15 protein-coding genes are annotated in these 16759 nt (G+C 34.9%); 1 reads left to right on the plus strand and 14 read right to left on the minus strand.

The window, feature by feature from the left end; all coding sequences use genetic code 11:
* Positions 1–193 precede the first annotated feature (193 nt).
* From L1276_RS24700 to L1276_RS24765, 14 genes are all read right to left on the minus strand, one after another.
* Positions 194–2560 (minus strand): FdhF/YdeP family oxidoreductase, encoded by a 2367-nt coding sequence (locus L1276_RS24700; RefSeq protein WP_253792541.1) that lies wholly within the window; start codon positions 2558–2560, stop codon positions 194–196.
* A gap of 43 nt (positions 2561–2603) precedes the next feature.
* Entirely contained in the window at positions 2604–3476 is an 873-nt protein-coding gene (gene fdhD, locus L1276_RS24705) for a formate dehydrogenase accessory sulfurtransferase FdhD (RefSeq protein WP_253792542.1), read from the minus strand.
* Positions 3477–3603: 127 nt separating this feature from the next.
* Positions 3604–4119, minus strand: a complete 516-nt coding sequence (locus L1276_RS24710; RefSeq protein ID WP_253792543.1) for a thioredoxin domain-containing protein — start codon at positions 4117–4119, stop codon at positions 3604–3606.
* Between the two features lie 12 nt (positions 4120–4131).
* Positions 4132–4584 (minus strand): redoxin domain-containing protein, encoded by a 453-nt coding sequence (locus tag L1276_RS24715; protein ID WP_253792544.1) that lies wholly within the window; start codon positions 4582–4584, stop codon positions 4132–4134.
* A complete protein-coding gene (locus L1276_RS24720; protein WP_253792545.1) occupies positions 4568–5287 on the minus strand; it encodes a YoaK family protein in 720 nt (239 codons plus the stop codon). The genes L1276_RS24715 and L1276_RS24720 overlap by 17 nt, the downstream gene beginning before the upstream one ends.
* A 5-nt stretch (positions 5288–5292) precedes the next feature.
* The gene (locus L1276_RS24725; protein WP_253792546.1) at positions 5293–6339 is read right to left on the minus strand and encodes a cupin domain-containing protein; all 1047 of its coding nucleotides are present in this window, start codon (positions 6337–6339) and stop codon (positions 5293–5295) included.
* A gap of 254 nt (positions 6340–6593) precedes the next feature.
* Positions 6594–7145 carry an antibiotic biosynthesis monooxygenase gene (locus L1276_RS24730; RefSeq protein ID WP_253792547.1) on the minus strand — a complete coding sequence of 184 codons (552 nt, stop codon included), beginning with the start codon at positions 7143–7145 and terminating at the stop codon, positions 6594–6596.
* A 43-nt stretch (positions 7146–7188) separates the two neighbouring features.
* Positions 7189–8157, minus strand: a complete 969-nt coding sequence (locus tag L1276_RS24735; RefSeq protein ID WP_253792548.1) for an NAD(P)H-quinone oxidoreductase — start codon at positions 8155–8157, stop codon at positions 7189–7191.
* A gap of 11 nt (positions 8158–8168) precedes the next feature.
* Positions 8169–8597 carry a lipocalin-like domain-containing protein gene (locus L1276_RS24740; protein WP_253792549.1) on the minus strand — a complete coding sequence of 143 codons (429 nt, stop codon included), beginning with the start codon at positions 8595–8597 and terminating at the stop codon, positions 8169–8171.
* 50 nt (positions 8598–8647) lie between these two features.
* Positions 8648–9205: a hypothetical protein gene (locus L1276_RS24745; protein ID WP_253792550.1), complete on the minus strand. Its 558-nt coding sequence runs from the start codon at positions 9203–9205 to the stop codon at positions 8648–8650.
* 808 nt (positions 9206–10013) lie between these two features.
* A complete protein-coding gene (locus L1276_RS24750; RefSeq protein ID WP_253792551.1) occupies positions 10014–12221 on the minus strand; it encodes a hybrid sensor histidine kinase/response regulator in 2208 nt (735 codons plus the stop codon).
* Positions 12222–12303: 82 nt separating this feature from the next.
* Positions 12304–12999: a LytTR family DNA-binding domain-containing protein gene (locus L1276_RS24755; protein WP_253792552.1), complete on the minus strand. Its 696-nt coding sequence runs from the start codon at positions 12997–12999 to the stop codon at positions 12304–12306.
* Between the two features lie 46 nt (positions 13000–13045).
* Positions 13046–13519, minus strand: a complete 474-nt coding sequence (locus L1276_RS24760; RefSeq protein ID WP_253792553.1) for a Dps family protein — start codon at positions 13517–13519, stop codon at positions 13046–13048.
* 169 nt (positions 13520–13688) lie between these two features.
* Complete coding sequence (locus tag L1276_RS24765; protein WP_253792554.1) at positions 13689–15404, minus strand: lipopolysaccharide assembly protein LapB; 1716 nt, start codon at positions 15402–15404, stop codon at positions 13689–13691.
* A gap of 488 nt (positions 15405–15892) precedes the next feature.
* Between L1276_RS24765 and L1276_RS24770 the strand changes: the two genes are divergently transcribed.
* Entirely contained in the window at positions 15893–16750 is an 858-nt protein-coding gene (locus L1276_RS24770) for a tail fiber protein (RefSeq protein ID WP_253792555.1), read from the plus strand.
* Positions 16751–16759 lie beyond the last annotated feature (9 nt).

The following is a 16759-nucleotide window of genomic DNA, read 5'->3' on the forward strand; positions in this document are numbered from 1 at the left end:
GGAATATCCTAATTTTGGTATTGTCATTAAATTCTAAGTTTTTATCTGTTTTTATTTGACTTAGATTTCTTTGACAAATTTATAGAGAAAGAGAAGAGCGGTCGATTAACCTAGATTAAGTAATGAAATTTATTTTTTTAATCTAAGAGAAACGCTCTGAAAATCTTCCGTTAAATGTTTCGTATTGAAAAGATTACAAGTGTTTTATCTTTTCGTAAATAGCGGGATCGTGTTTTTTTACTTTTATTTTCACGTATTTAGATGCCGGCATATTACTTTCTTTCACCACATTGTTTACAGAAACTAAAACATTGGTTTCCGGAAAATAAGTGACTGTATTTCGTTCTGGAATTTCATAAGAAACGATAAGGAATAAAGGTGCAATTCTTTCGATGCCATCATTATAATTAAATAAATCGACTTTATCTCCCGCTTTAAATCCTGCTTTATCAATGTCATTTTGATTCATAAAAATAACGCGTCTTTCATTTTTGATGCCTCGATATCTATCGTCCAGACCGTAAATAGTAGTATTAAATTGGTCGTGCGTGCGAGTTGTCGCCATCATGTATTCATCTGTTTCCAATTCATTATCCGGAATTTCGGTCAAAGTAAAAGCGGCACGATCAGCCGATGCCGCAGCTTTAAATTCGCCATGACGAGGCGCATTTGGCAGATAAAAACCGCCTTTTTCGCGAACTCTAACATTATAATTTTCAAAACCCGGAATACAATTTTCGATAGCATCTCTCACGTCGTCATAACTATCGTGATAACGCTTCCAGTCAATAACTGATTTGTCTCCAAGCGTTGCCATCGCCATACGGCAGACAATTTGTGTTTCGTTTATAAATTGATCCGATATTGGTTTAAGAACACCTTTTGAAGACTGCACCACGCCCATAGAATTTTCGGTACTAATAATCTGGACTTCGTTATTTACAATATCCATATCACTTCGGGAAAGAGTAGGAAGTATAATAGATTCTTTTCCGTGTACTAAATGACCTCGGTTCAGTTTTGTAGATACACAAACCAGCAGTTTCAGTTTTCTAAAGGCTTCTGCGGTATAAGTTGTATCTGGCGCAGCCGAAAGGAAATTACCTCCCATACAAAACATGAATTTTACTTTCTCTTCGTGAATGGCTTTTATCGTGCCAACAACATCATAACCATGATTTCTCGGCGGATTAAATCCAAAATAATTTTGAAGTCGATCTAATTGTTCATTTGTAGGTTTCTCATCTATAAGCATAGTTCTGTTTCCCTGAACATTACTGTGTCCGCGAACTGGGCAGACTCCCGCGCCGGGTTTGCCAATACTACCTTTGATCAATAATATATTGACAATCTCCCGGATCATGTCAACACCATTTGGCTGCTGTGTAAGTCCCATTCCCCAGCAAACGATAATCCTCTTTTTGAAGGCAATGATTTCTGCCGCTTCTATAATTAAATTTTTAGGAACTCCCGAAAGAAAAGCAAGATGATCTAAATCTAAATTTTCGAACTGTTTCTCAAAGTTTTCAAAACCAGTTGTTTTGTTTTTAATGAATTCGTGATCAAAAACTTCACCCGGATTTTTCTTTTCCAATTCAATTAACAAAAGTTCAATAGCTTTTAAAAGTGCCATATCGCCATTTATTTTTATAGGAAGAAAAAGATCCGTAAGTTTTCCACCTGAACCTAGTATTCCTTTTATCGCCTGCGGATTATGGAATCCCATTAAACCCGCTTCTGGTAACGGATTAACCGCAATAATTTTCGCTCCGTTTTTTTTACCTTTTTCTAAAGCGCTCAGCATTCGCGGTGCATTAGTTCCCGGATTTTGTCCGATTATCACAATGACATCAGTATCGTAAAAATCTTCTAAAGTAACCGTTCCTTTTCCAATACCGATTGTGGTTTTCAATGCCGTTCCAGAAGTTTCATGGCACATATTAGAACAGTCCGGCATATTATTGGTTCCAAATTCTTTTGCAAAAAGCTGATACAAAAAAGAAGCTTCATTGCTGGTTCTTCCCGAAGTATAAAAAGCAGCTTCATTAGGTGATTCAAGTGCATTTAAATGAGAAGCGATTTTTGCAAAAGCATCTTCCCAGCTTATTGGCTGATAATGTGTACCGCCAACAGGTAAATATACAGGTTCGGTTAATCTTCCCATTTTTCCAATTTGGTAATCGTCTAATTGTGAAAGACTGTAAACAGAATTTTCTTTGAAGAAAGCAGCTGTAACTTTTTTGGTTGTAGCTTCTTCTGCCAAAGCTTTAGCGCCGTTTTCGCAATATTCGCCCAAAGGAGAACGATCGTCATCTGGATCTGGCCACGCACAGCTGGAGCAGTCAAAACCTCCTTTTTGATTCATTTTAAACAAAGCTTTTCCACCACGAACAATAGCCTTATCTTCAATAAGATCACTCACCGCCGCGAGAACAGCAGGAACACCCGCAGCCCATTTTTCTACTTTGGTTACTTTAAGTTTTGAAAGCTGATACGGATTCTCCGCTTCAGGTAATCTATTGGTTAAATCGTCTGTCTTTTGTTGTTGATCTTCCTTCATTACATTTTGGTTTAATGGGTATTGCTATCGGATTAAATTATTTTTAGGCTGTTACAATTACAGTTTGATCTGCGGAACTGTATATGTTAAATCTGTGATCTTTTAAAAATCCCAAAAGTGTGATATTAAACTCTGCCGCAAGTTCGACAGCCAGACTTGACGGAGCGCCAATAGCCGCAATAATAGAAATTCCCGCCATTGCCGCTTTTTGGATCAACTCAAAACTTGCTCTTCCGCTCAGAAGTAAAATATGCTCATTTAATGGCAATGAATTGTTCCTAAGTGATTTGCCAATTAATTTGTCTAAAGCATTATGTCTTCCTACATCTTCGGTTAAAAGAATCAAATCACCTTTCATATTAAAAAGCCCCGATGCATGAAGGCCTCCAGTTGAATCAAAGTCGCTTTGTGCCATTCTTAATTTTTCAGGTAATTGATAAAAAACAGAGGCTTCAATCGTAACTTTTGGTCGTATTAAATTCCCAAAAGGACTTACCGTTTTTATAGATTGAATCGAACTTTTTCCGCATACGCCGCAGCTTGAAGTAGTGTAGAAATTCCGATCGGTCTGCATCAAATTTGGAATGAAATCCTCCTTAAGATCAACTTGGACAATGTTTTGCTTTTGAGACAAACAATTCATTTTTACAGAATAAGCATCTTGTATGTCTTCAAAAGAAGCAATAATTCCTTCCGTAAACAGAAAACCAATTGCGAGATCAATATCATTGCCCGGAGTACGCATGGTAACCGAAATGTTCTTTTGGATTCTCTCTGCATTGGAACCGTAAGACAATCTAATTTCAAGAGGTTCTTCAACTGAAAGTGTATCTAAAAAAGCTGCCGTTTCATTTCCGTCTATTCTTTGGACGCTTACGTGTTTGATGGAAACTAATTCCGAATAATTTATTTCCATGATATTGCAATTAAGGTTGTTACGTAAATTTAATTAAAAATATAATCCCAAAAGATGATTTGCATATAAATTGAATAGTTGCTGCCTGAGATTTATTTTAATCTTAACATTGGCTTTTCGGGAAAATCTATTTCACAATTTCACTCATTAACTGCAGTAAATCTTCAGGACCTCCATTAAATTTTTTGCCATTAACAAATAGGGAAGGAGTCCCATTTACACCACTCATAACACCGCTTTCAAAATCGGAATCTATTTTTTCTGCCACTTCCAATTTTTTAATATCGGTATTAAACTGATGAGGATCAAGCTCTAATTTTTCTGCTAATTCTAATAAAAAAGGTTCACTTAAATATTCCTGATTTTCGTAAATGGCGTCGTGCATTTCCCAGAATTTTCCCTGTATTGAGGCTGCTTCTGCCACGATTGCTGCCGGACGTGCATACTTGTGCATTTCGGATAATGGAAAGTTTCTAAAAACAAATTGTATCTGACTTCCGTATTTTTTCATGATTTCTTTAAGAATGGGATAAGCTGCACCGCAGTATGGACATTGATAATCTCCGTATTCTACGATTACTATATCGGCATCTTTTTTTCCTTGTGTATGGTCAGTTTTACTAACCGCTGGTTTTAGTGACATAATTAATTGGTTTTATAGTTTTTCTAAAGCTTCAATAATTCCATCGGCTCCTGGATTTACTGCCATTGGTGATAGATAACTCCATTGTATAATTCCTTCTTTATCGATTACAAAAAGAGCACGATTGCATTCGCCTTCTTCTTTATTGTATACGCCGTATTTATTTGGGGTTTCTCCTTTTGGTTCAAAATCTGCCAATAACGGGAAATGCAGATTTCTAGATTGAGAAAAGGCCATATGACACCATTTACTGTCTACCGAAATACCAAAAATTTCTGCATCATATTTCTTGAAGTATTTCAGCATTTCGTTGTAAAGTGCCATTTGATCACTGCAAACCGGACTCCAGTCGGCAGGATAAAAAGCTAAAATCACGTTTTTTCCTTTAAATTCTGATAAAGTGATTTTTTGGTCGGGCGTTGCGAATAATGTAAAATCGGGTGCAACCTCATTTTTCTGTAACATAAGATTTAGTTTTTAGGTTAATATCAGTAATGGATATAAGCAATCCGCAAACAATTAATAGCATTGCAGGAAAGGCGAGTGTCCAGTTTTTTAATAACGGAAGCGCCAGAGGTACAACGGATGCTCCTAATAAAAAGCCAATCCATAACAGGAATAACCGAATAGCATTTAGTTTGTATTGTTTTCGAATGACTTCATCTTTACTCATACTCAGCATTGCTGTATTTGCTGCCAGACTATTTAAAGTTCCGGTAACGAAATCGGTATTTATTTTTTGGTTTCCTACTGAGGTTACAATCGTATTCATAACTCCTGTTGAAAAAACGATTACGGGTATAGAAAGCCCGTTATTTATATTGTAATAATGAGATGTTATTGTATAGACAATCAATATTCCTGAAACAATATAAAATGGTAAAGACTGCATTTTAGATTCTTTCCATAATGAAAGACACGTGCCAGCATATATTCCAAAAACAAAACAGCCAATTATTGATAATGATGAAATAATGATATCTGATTTACCGCTTGAAAAAGCGATTCCCAATTGTGTACTGTTTCCGCTTATAAAAGAGACATAAATTTTCCATTTAAGAAAACCCGCAGCATCTAAATATCCCGCAATAAACGCTAAGAATATGGCAAGTTTCTCCTGCATCCCGATTGGATCAGTCGAGACTGTGAATTCTGTTTCAGCAGCCAAAATGATTATTTTTTAGGTTGAATAAACACTTTGCTTTTAGGAAACTTTTCTATTTCGCCTTCTGCCAGCCCAAAATTAGTTTCAATCACATCTTTTGGATTTCCTGCAAGCCATTCGCTCAAATCAATAGATTGATAAGTGCCACTATTAAATCCAATTAAGATTTTACAAACTGTATTTCCTGTATTTTTAATATAATGTCCGGCACCCATTGGAACATAACCAACATCTCCTGCATTGAATTGTTCGGTAACCACGGTACTTTCTGCCAGAAAAACAGACATTTCGGCTTGACCGGAAATATAATACTGCCATTCATCAGCGTTTGGATGCCAATGCATTTCTCTTAAAGCGCCCGGTTGTAATTCTATAATAGATCCTGCCATTGTAGTGCTGATTGGAAATTCTTTGCTGGTAACCAATCTTTGCAATCCGCCGCCCGGAATTATTCTTGGTTGTTGAGAATGTAAAGGATAACGGTGTAAATTGGTCAATTCAATATCTGATTCTTCAGGACGTGAAGTAGCTGTAAATGATAATTCATCAGGAACAATTCCGGCTGCAAAATAGGCTTCTTTTTGAGGTAATGCTGCCACTTCTTCCAATGTAATTCCTAAGTTTTGAGCGACAATTTCCGGCGGCATGCTCGAAACAAAATCGGTCACGCTGAAAGTGTGATCTTCGGAAAAATTACCATTATCAAAAATTAAAATAAAATGGCATTCCTCTGTTCCTGTTGCTTGAATCGAATGTCCGTATCCTTTTGGGAAATACCAAACATCACCCGGTTCAAAATTATCGGTATAACTATGACCGTTTGGATGAATAATAGTCGTACGTACCGTTCCTGAAATAACATAAGCCCATTCGGCAGCATTTGCGTGCCAGTGCAGTTCGCGCATGCTTCCGGGTTGTAATCGCATTGAAACTCCGGCGATGCCAATAGAAGCAGGGAAATCTTTTACAGAAGCTCCTCTTGTTGTACCGCCGTCATTGGTGCGAGGTTCTTTTTTTTCTAATTCGTATTTAAAACTTAATAATTCAGTGTTCATGATAATAGCTTTTGATAATTAATTGTATTGGTTTTTAATTCTATTGTAAAGCTATTGAAGATATGAACGGACTATAGTTTGAATTCGTTAGATGGGCAAAATGAATCGTTGAATTAGTAAGAGAAACTTTAGAAAATTATTTGAGAATTTTTCAGGAAATTTTCAGATGTAAAGTGTTGGTTCTTTAGAATCAAAACAAAAAAAATCACTGTGTACTACAGTGATTTTTTCATCTTATATAAGGATAAACTATATTATTTATAAAGCCATTTTTTGATCAGTTTGGTATAATTTGGCATTACGGCAAATACCATCAAAAAGACAACGCATCCTGAAATTACCAAAGCATCAAAATAATGATATGCGGGAATTTCCAAAAACCTCAAAAAGGGTAATACAAGTAACGGAATTAAAAGTGATAATGGATAAATGGCAGACCAGGTGACAAGAAATTGTTTCCAGCGTTTAGGAACTTTTTTCCCTTCGTTTTCAGTATTAAAAAGAAAATCCAAACCTGATTTTATCTGGTAATTGTCATTTTTTCTAAATAACGGATTTGCTTTTTTTATGAGCATTTTTCGGTCTTCAGATTCCATCCAGTTTTTAAGGTTTTCAATAGTATCAAATCGGATAATTACTGTGTAGACAAACGTTAAATGCGGAATAGGTCTTACAATCTGCAAATCGATAAAACCGTGTGATTTTTTGCTTATTGGAAGAATTTCATCCAGCCATTTTTCATATTCTTGTTCTTTACCATCCAAAATATGATGGGTAATAACAACAGATGCGCCTTGATTTTCCATATTACTTTTTGGTTGAGGTTTGTTTGGAATAATTATCAAAATACTACAGAACTAGTATAATCTTTCCTGTATGACTGCTTTCTTCTAATAATCGATGTGCTGCAGGAGCTTCTGTAAAAGAAAAGGTTTTAAAAATAATCGGTTTAAATTGTTTAGACTCGATTAAAGGCCAAACGTTTTTTTGTACTTCTTTTGCTAATTGTTTTTTAAAATCGTAGTCCCTGCTTCTTAATGTACTTCCGGTAATCGTTAAACGTTTTGTCATTACTTTCCAAAGATCAAGATCGACATGACTGCCAGTTACAGCATTAATATGAACTAATCTTCCTTCGGGTTTTAAGATGTTGACATTTTTACTGAGATAATCACCGCCAATCATATCTAAAATTACATCAACACCTTCTTCTTGTAAAACGGTTTCGAAGTCTTGTGTTTTGTAATTAATATAAGAATCAGCGCCTAATTCCAGACAATTTTGACCTTTCTCTTCGGATCCTACCGTTACAATTACGCGCAGTCCTAAAGCATGCGCAATCTGAATTCCCGTAATGCCGATACCGCTATTACCACCATGAATTAAAAGAGTTTCTCCAGATTTGAGTGCGCCTCTCTGAAAAACATTTGACCACACGGTAAAAACCGTTTCTGGTAAACTTGCCGCTTCTGCAAAAGACAATCCGGAGGGAATAGGAAGACATTGACCTTCGCGCACGCTCACGTATTCTGCATAACCGCCGCCAGCAAGAATTGCACAAACTTTATCGCCGACTTTAAAATCAGTAACATCTGGTCCGCATTCTACAACAATTCCAGAAACTTCCAAACCAAGAATTTCAGATGAAGCACCTGGCGGAGCAGGATAATTGCCTTCACGCTGGAAAATATCAGATCGGTTTAAACCTGCTGCTTTTACTTCTATTAAAACTTTGTCTCCACTTATTTCTGGAGTTGGATATTCCTTTAACTGGAGTACATCTGGAGCTCCAGATTGGGTTATAACTATTGCTTTCATTTGGTTTAGGATTAATGGTTTTTATTAGATTGTTCAATTCTTTTCCAAGTGAGTTTATGAATTACCAAACGCGAATTACTTATAAAAGGTTTCTCGGTTTCTAAATGCAATAAATCATCTTTAAAAAGAACTTTTCTGTTTTGTGTCTGGTCTCTCCAACTTTCCAAGAGTGAAACATACATCGTATGACTGACTATTTGTTTTTCATCATCTGTTTTGAAAGGTCCTGAATAGGCGAGATAAACTTCATTGTCTTTTGTATCAAAATTCCCAAAATCGGTATTCATTATTTGTGCCGACATATAACCATCGTGATTGTAAATAACTCCTTTTGGTTTGAGTCCCATCGGATGTGTAATTTCTCCGCCATCTAAAGGTACTTCAATCAATTCAACCAAAGTCCAGGAACCAATCAGTATTTCGAATAAATTTTGTTTCATACTACTTAAAATAAAAGGAGCGTACATTTGCACGCTCGATTTTTATATCATTAAAAAGGCTGATTGTATTTGCCCGTTAATGCTTTGTTTTCGATGCTTTTAGCAAAGTTAGGAGTTTCTTCGTGGTTGTGAGCATCAGAAGCTGCTTGTCTTGAAGCTGCTGCGCCTGCAAGATCTACGTTATGTTCTTTTAAATATTCGAACATTTCAGGTGTTGCAGTTGCATGAATTTCGTTGGTATAGAGGCAAGTATTCTCATCTATTTTGGTTACTTTAAGTTCCCATAAAACCTGAACTTTAGTGCGTCCATTTTGTGTAATAGAATCTGAGATTGATAACATTCGGCAATAATCAGGACGGTGAACTGTTGCCACATAATGCTGTACCATTAAGGCGTCTCCTATTGTTTCTACATTAATTGACATTGGTTCGCCTTCGTAAGTACTTGTGATTCCCGCACCAATATGTTGTGTAGAACAACGTTGGTATTCTGCATCCGGAAGATTTAAAAGCCAGTCGGCTATATTTACTTTTTCAATTGGTGCATTGATAATTGCAGTTACTACTGAGTGTGATAACGCGTTTTCTTTGGTTTGAATGATTTCCATAATTCTTTGGTTTAAAATGTTTTACTGAAGTAAATTTACCTCCTTACATTCATGTGGCATTCCACTATTCATCGAATGGGCAAAAACACTCGTTTAAATAGCAAGATCAATCGTTTGCTGTTATAATAGATCTGTATTTAATACGTTTCCCGAGGTTGAAACCTCGGGCTATGTTTTAAAATAGGAGAGGAAAATCATCTCAACCTGAGCAAACTTAGCCTGTGGTTTCAACCACTGGGACACAAAGAAGATTATTTCATCATAATGTGTAATCCAATACGTTTCCCGAGGTTGAAACCTCGGGCTATGTTTTAAAATAGGAATGGAAAATAATCTCAATCTGAGCAAACATAGCCAGTGGTTTCAACCACTGGGATGCGAAGAAAATCGTGCCTGATTATTTCAATGCGTAATCCGATACGTTTCCCGAGGTTGAAACCTCGGGCTATATTTTAAAGTAGGAGAGGAAAATGATCTCAATCTGAGAAAACAAAGCCAGTGGTTTCAACCACTGGGACACAAAGAAAATCACGTCTGATTATTTAAGCATAATTATTTCAATGTGTAATCCAATACGTTTCCCGAGGTCGAAACCTCGGGCTATGTTTTAAAATAGGAGAGGAAAATCTTCTCAATCTAAGCAAACATAGCCTGTGGTTTCAACCACTGGGACACAAAGAAAATCGCGTTTATTATTAAATTAGAATAAAATAAAAAAAGACCGCCTTTAACGGACAGTCTTTCAATTGAATAATATATAGTAAGATGGTTTTTCTTGAATTTAAAACGAGATGTTTTATTATTTATTTTACAGTGATTCCAAAAAAACTTTAGCTTCTAAAAGTGATAAATTAAGAATGTTTTCTACATCATTTAAAATCTGCTGTAAGGTTGTATTCTGTTCTGTTGCCAATTCGAGAATATCAAGTTTTTCTTCTAAAAGAGGCAGTAAACCCATTATTGCAGCACTTGATTGTAAATCGTGCGCTCTAAGTTTCACCATTTTAAAATCCTGATTTTGATAAGCCGTTATAAGTTGATCTAAATGTGATGGCACATTCTCAATAAATTGATTGGTCACTGTTTCTTCAAAAGCTTTATTACCGCCGCTTACAGATTGCATATAAGTAAGATCAATGTATTGAAAAACCAAATTAGAATCTGGAACTTTTGATTCTTCTGGTATTGCTTCTTTCAATCCAAAATTTGCAATTAGTTTAAAAAGTTCTTCCTCCTTTATCGGTTTCGAGATGTATTCGTTCATGCCTCGGCTTAAACATCTTTCTCTTTCGCCAGGTAATGCGTGTGCGGTCATGGCAATTATCGGAATATCCAGTTTTAATATTTCGCGAATTTGCTGGACAGCCGTATATCCATCCATTTGAGGCATTTGTAAATCCATCAGGACAAGATCGCAGTCTTTTTTTCTAAGGTATTCAACGGCTTCTAAACCGTTAGATGCCATATCAAAATCAATATTCCATTGCGAGAGTAAATGTTTCATTAAACTTTGATTTATTGCATTGTCATCAACAACTAGAACTCTCAAAGCTGTATTCGATATGTCTTTAAAGTGATCGATATTGGCAGCAGGAATTGTATTAAGTTGTTCTTTAGCAATTCCATACGGAATGTAAAAACTAAAAGTAGTTCCTTTTCCTTGTTCGCTGCTTACTTCGATATCGCCATCCTGCAATAAAATCAGCTTTTTTACAATCGATAATCCAAGTCCGGTGCCGCCGTAATTTCTGGTTGTAGAGTCTTCGCCCTGATTGAATCTTTCAAAAACTTCGTTTAGTTTATCTTTATCAATTCCAATTCCCGTATCTGTAATTTTGAAACCCAAAGCAACCTGATTTTCGTTTTGCTCTTTGTTACAAACTTCAATGCTTACCGTTCCCTGATGGGTAAATTTTATGGCGTTTCCGATGAGGTTTACTAATATTTGAGTTAATCGGGTAGCATCGCCAATCAAAGTATCTGGAATAGAACTGTCTACTTTGCTCGAAATAGTTAGTTTTTTTTCTTTTACCCGTTCCGAAAAAAGCGTTTCAACCGAATTTAATAATCCGTTGATACTGAATATTCCGGGTGTAATGCGCATCATTCCTGCTTCGATTTTAGATAAATCGAGTATATCGTTAATAATAGTCATTAGATTTTCGCCGGAACGCTGAATAGAAGTTACAAATTCTGCCGAAGTCTCGTCTAAAGGTCTTTTCTGTAATAAATTGGTAAACCCTAAAATACCGCTTAACGGAGTTCGTATTTCATGGCTCATATTGGCGAGAAAGTTTTCTTTGGTTTGTGCGGCAATCGATGCTTTTTTTTCCGCAATATCCAATTCCTTAATCAGAAAATGTTGTCTTCTAAATTGTCGCATGATATGATACCCTATCACGGCGCCGCTTACAACTAATAAAACCAATAACGAAATATCATACAGTTTTGCTCTTTGTCCCATTTCAAGGCTTAAATCGCTGAGTTCTACCATTCGCAATTGACGCTTGTGGTAAATTTTAGCCGTAATATCCGTAATTTCATTAGAGATGATTCTGGCATGCGGATTGGCGATTGAACTGTCGTCATCCATATTTCCTAAAGAATCATAACGATGCAGGAGTTTTCCTTTTGTCGCCATTTTGTCCTGCGCCAGAACACCAAGCCTTTGTATCAATTTTTCTTCTTCGGGATCTGCATTATCTACAGAAAGCGAATCGAGAAAATTTCTAATCTGTCTAATTTTTTGATCGATGCCTTCCAGATGCGTAGTATCATTGGTGGCAATTGAGGCTCTAATTCGGCTTTCAACTCCTAAAATATCACGGTCGATTTCTCTTAAATGGTTGCTCGAGCGCAATTCGTTTAAAAGTGTATTATTATTTCGTATGAGCTCTTTCGTATTTTTAGCTGAATTAATCTGTACAGCAATCAATAAAATACTGCACAAAATAAAACTGCTTATTATAAAATAGCTAAAACGTTTGTTGCCCATTACGGTAGACGTATTTATCATAAAATAAGTGTAAATGAAATTGTATTATCTTAATCAAATAAGACAGGATTGTAGTTTACGAAACAGGCATAAAAGAGGTTGTTTAAAAAACATTCATTCTGGTATTAAGCGCTTTTCGATAAGCATCGGCAACGGGAATGAATTTTTTGTTAATCATAATACCGCCATCCTGTAATGTATCAATTTTACCAATCGAAACAATGTAGGAACGATGTACTCTAATGAAATCATCTTTTGGCAGACGTTCTTCGGCAGTTTTCATTTTGCCGTGTATAGCAAACATTTTTTCTTTCGTATAAAACTTTACATAGTCGCCCATTGCTTCTGCGTAAAAAATATCATCCATTTTTAAGCGTCTTGTAATATTAGAATCTCTAACAAATAAAAACTCTTCTTTACTAAATTGAACATTCTCTTTTCGGCTTTCAATTATAGACTGTGCTTTACTTACTGCTTGTAAAAATCGGGCAGGAGTAACCGGTTTTAAAATGTAATCTGCGATATTCAGTTCAAATGCTTCCAGCGCATAATCTTTCTTAGAAGAAGTAAAAATGATGATAACATCTTTGCCTGATAGATTTTTCGTCAATTCAATTCCGGTCATCTCCGGCATTTCAATGTCCAGAAAGATTAAGTCTACATGATTTTCCTGTAAATGATGATACGCCTCAATGGCATTCGAATATTCATTTACAACAATAAGATTTGGAATTTGTTTTGCCAAATGAGACAAAGTGGTTCTTGCAATATCATTGTCATCAACGATTAACGCTTTCATGGTATTTGGTTTTTGGTTTAGACAAATATACTTATTCCTTGTTAGTTTATCTAAAGTAAGAACGGATCATCCAAGCCATTTCTTCGTGAATTTCTATCAATCCTGTAATAAAATCGCTTGAACCATAATCTTTGTAATCATTGGCAAAAGGGGTGATGTTACCGCGGATAAATTCGATAATGCTTTCATGGTCTTTTAATAGATCTTTCATAAAACCTAAACCGTCATTTGTTCTTTCGCTGTATTCTGTAAGATGCGTAAGTTCAAGGTAAGATTTTAAAGTTGCGGGTGCATAGTGGCCAATTTTACGCATACGTTCTGCAACGCTGTCTATGATTTCATCTAATTGTTTGTACTGATTTTCGAAGAAAATATGATTCGCATGAAAATTATCTCCTGTAACATTCCAATGCGCGTTTCTGGTTTTGGTGTAAAGTATAAATTCATCGGCCAATAGTTTAGCCAATTCGTTAGAAACAGCGTCTGTGTTTTTTTCTGTAATACCAATGGTTGCTTTCATAATCTAGAGTTTTAAGTTATAAGCAGTATTGCTTTGTTTTCTTATGTAAAGTTCATTAGAAAACTTCTCCAGAGTATTTAATTTTAGGTAAACAGGCAAAATGAGTCGTTGAAAAAGGGAATTACTCTTTTCAATTCATTTTTCTCGAATAAGAAGCTGCGGTTTATTGTTATTTAAAATCTATAATTTCAAATAACAGATCGTATTTATCGCCTAATTTTTTCTTTAACCGCTGCTTACTTTTTTTAATTGCGTCAATTGTTACTCCCAACAAATTCGACATTTCGTAGTTATTAAAATCCAATTTTTGGAGCATTATTATTTTAAGATTGGATTCTTTTAATTCTGGAAAGTTTTCCATTAAAGCAACATAAAAATCACCATGCTGTTTTATGAATTCTCTTTTAAAAGTACTCCAATTTTCATCTGTCATAAGATGAGAGTTTAGTATTTCCTGAAGTTTTCCTTTTTCTTCTTCTGAATTTTTTGAAGCAGAATTTTTAACTTCTTCAAGTTCAGTTTCTAAAACAGATATTTGTTTGTTTTTGTTTTTAAGATATTCGACATAAGTATCTATATTCGAACTTGCATCGTTAAGTTTCTTTTCAAAAAACAACCTGTCATTTTCGATTTTTATTCTTTTTGCATTTAATCTTTTGTTTAAAGCACTATATGCAATTACACTTGACAGAATAGTCAAGACTAAAATCAGAATATAGATTTTTTTTGCCTTTTCTCCCTGTTCTAATTGTAACCGAATTTTTTCTGTTTCAGTTTCATATTTTTGTTTCTGAACAATCCAATTAGATCTTCGCAGTACGGTATTGCCATTTGTTTGAAGTAAAAACTCTTCAATTTGCTTCAGCTGACGTCTCAACAGCAATTCTTTTTCAGGGTCTCTGCCGTTTAGAATAATAAGTTTTAAATCAATAACTTCTTTTAAAGAACTTCTGTAATAGGATTTTGAGCTTGCAATTTTCTCCGCTCTGGTTAAAATTTTTTCGACTTCAGCTGTATTATGGTCTGATTTTAAAAGAATTTGAGCCAATAATATAGAAGCATACATCTCATTTTTATCAATTTTAAACTTTTGAGAGTACAAAATATCTTGTTTTAACAAATGTACCGCCTCTTTTAAATTTCCTTTTTTTTCATAAACGAGAGCTTTATCGCCTAAGATTTTTGCATACCTGATACTGTCGCCTATTTGTAATGCAACTTCTTCAGATTTATTTAAATAGCGCATAGCATTTGATAAATCTTTATTTCTAAGATAACAGTTTCCAATTGCATTCAAAACGCCGGCATAGTCAGAAGAAGGCTTTTCCATATACTGCAGGGATTTTTTATAAAAGCTTACAGCAGAGTTATCTTCTACAGTAAACATTATCCAGCCAAAAAATTTAAAAGTTTCTTGTGGTAAAATCATTTCAGAGGGATCAATCTGATTACTTTCTTGCATTGTTTTAAGTACAATTGGAATAAGCTGATCAATCTGGCAGTAGAAATATAAGTATTTTGAATAATTCAACTGAGTCCAAATAATAAGACTTGGATCATTTAGCTTTTGGGCTTCCTGAATTGATTTTAAATAATACTGCTCGCTTCTGCTGTTTATTTTGTCAAAAAATGCCGAAAAGCCATTTGCAAGAAGGGCATTGTATAAGATATGTGATTTTTTATTGGAAGACTGTTTTAAAAAAGACAAACGTTTTTTGAGTTCAGCAGTATCTTTTTTAGCATTATTTTCTTGAATAATTATAGATTCAATATCCTTAATTGACTCTGTAGAAGGCGATGATAGTTTTTGGGCGTGTAATTGTGTAAAAAAAACAAAGGCAGATAACACAAAAAAGAATGTAATTTTTTTTGTACAGAAAATCATTTTGGAATTTGGGCTTATTGAGGCTGCTAAACTATAAAAAATAAATATTTTTCTAAATAAAAATTAGCACATTATTCAACTTACGTTGGAACTAATAACTTGAAAATCTTAAATATAAAATTTTTCTTATAGACTCAGAAAATCATTTAGGGATAATAGGAAATTATAAAAAAATGCTTCGTACAATCACTTGTTATCCTTTGAGAGAATTTTCTATCTAATTCTCACAAAGAAGAATTGCTGTAAAGAATTTGTAATTGAAACTCTATTTTTTTGCTTTTTGACCACTTAATAAGCACTGAATAAAAAGTCTTTTCTTTAAGCATTTGTAAATTAAATAATTGTGCTTTTACAAGTATTAATTTGTCTCCATTTTGTCCCTTATGATTATTTAATAAATTGCTTTTTTTAAAATAATTTCGGGCGTTTATTATAAGATCCGAAAAGTATCTTTTTTACCCAAATTATTAATTTTTTAAATGATATCTATGAAAACAAAATTACTTTTAATGTTATGCCTTTTTTGTGCATCTATTTCAAATTATGCCCAAAGTTCTGCTTCGCAGTCCGGAATTGCAGTACAGGGAATTGCCAGAGATGCTAACAATACGGCTATAGCTAATCAGGATATTTCTTTAACTTACACTCTTTATTATGTAGAAGCTTCTAGAGAAGAGGTTGTCTATACCACTACTAAAGTTTTAAGAACAGATGCATTTGGTGTCTTTTCAGATGTAATAGATCCAACATCGGTAAACAACAGTTTATTTGCAAATAATAGTGTTTATCTAAAAATAGATAAAGGCTCAGATAATATTTCTAATGAAAAACTGCACCATGTGCCGTATGCTATTGCTGCCAACAATGGTGTTCCAACGGGTTCAATTATGCCTTTTATTGGGACTGCAGCTCCAGTAGGCTGGGTGCTTTGCGACGGAGCTGTCCTTCCTTCAACAGCTAAGGCTTTAATTGCAATGGTAGGAAATAATGCACCTGATTTACGAGGGATGTTTTTGAGAGGTGCGGGACAAAATTCTAATACTGCTAATGCTGCAGAAATAGCACCTAATACTTTAAATGGAACTCAAATGTCAACCAATAAAAACCATACCCACACAGGAACTACAGCAGCAAATGGTGAACATAGTCATGCAGAGGCTGCTCCTTTTTTTTATGATCCGAATAATGCAGATGGAGGTTTTAGTGGAGGAGGTAATCAGATAGGGAAAAGAACTGTACAAACCGGTTTAAGCGGTAATCATAGCCATACCTTTACAACTGATGCTGCCGGTGCAACAGAATCACGCCCAATAAACTATGGTGTAAACTATATCATCAAATTATAAAGCTGTAAT

This window comes from Flavobacterium sp. HSC-32F16 (assembly GCF_024171645.1).
In the GTDB taxonomy this organism is placed as follows: domain Bacteria; phylum Bacteroidota; class Bacteroidia; order Flavobacteriales; family Flavobacteriaceae; genus Flavobacterium.

Coding starts and splice junctions, on each gene's coding strand:
- L1276_RS24700 (WP_253792541.1), bottom strand. CDS start 2,560: ATGAAGGAAGATCAACAACAAAAGACAGACGATTTAACCAATAGATTA.
- fdhD (WP_253792542.1), bottom strand. CDS start 3,476: ATGGAAATAAATTATTCGGAATTAGTTTCCATCAAACACGTAAGCGTC.
- L1276_RS24710 (WP_253792543.1), bottom strand. CDS start 4,119: ATGTCACTAAAACCAGCGGTTAGTAAAACTGACCATACACAAGGAAAA.
- L1276_RS24715 (WP_253792544.1), bottom strand. CDS start 4,584: ATGTTACAGAAAAATGAGGTTGCACCCGATTTTACATTATTCGCAACG.
- L1276_RS24725 (WP_253792546.1), bottom strand. CDS start 6,339: ATGAACACTGAATTATTAAGTTTTAAATACGAATTAGAAAAAAAAGAA.
- L1276_RS24730 (WP_253792547.1), bottom strand. CDS start 7,145: ATGGAAAATCAAGGCGCATCTGTTGTTATTACCCATCATATTTTGGAT.
- L1276_RS24735 (WP_253792548.1), bottom strand. CDS start 8,157: ATGAAAGCAATAGTTATAACCCAATCTGGAGCTCCAGATGTACTCCAG.
- L1276_RS24740 (WP_253792549.1), bottom strand. CDS start 8,597: ATGAAACAAAATTTATTCGAAATACTGATTGGTTCCTGGACTTTGGTT.
- L1276_RS24745 (WP_253792550.1), bottom strand. CDS start 9,205: ATGGAAATCATTCAAACCAAAGAAAACGCGTTATCACACTCAGTAGTA.
- L1276_RS24750 (WP_253792551.1), bottom strand. CDS start 12,221: ATGATAAATACGTCTACCGTAATGGGCAACAAACGTTTTAGCTATTTT.
- L1276_RS24755 (WP_253792552.1), bottom strand. CDS start 12,999: ATGAAAGCGTTAATCGTTGATGACAATGATATTGCAAGAACCACTTTG.
- L1276_RS24760 (WP_253792553.1), bottom strand. CDS start 13,519: ATGAAAGCAACCATTGGTATTACAGAAAAAAACACAGACGCTGTTTCT.
- L1276_RS24765 (WP_253792554.1), bottom strand. CDS start 15,404: ATGATTTTCTGTACAAAAAAAATTACATTCTTTTTTGTGTTATCTGCC.
- L1276_RS24770 (WP_253792555.1), top strand. CDS start 15,893: ATGAAAACAAAATTACTTTTAATGTTATGCCTTTTTTGTGCATCTATT.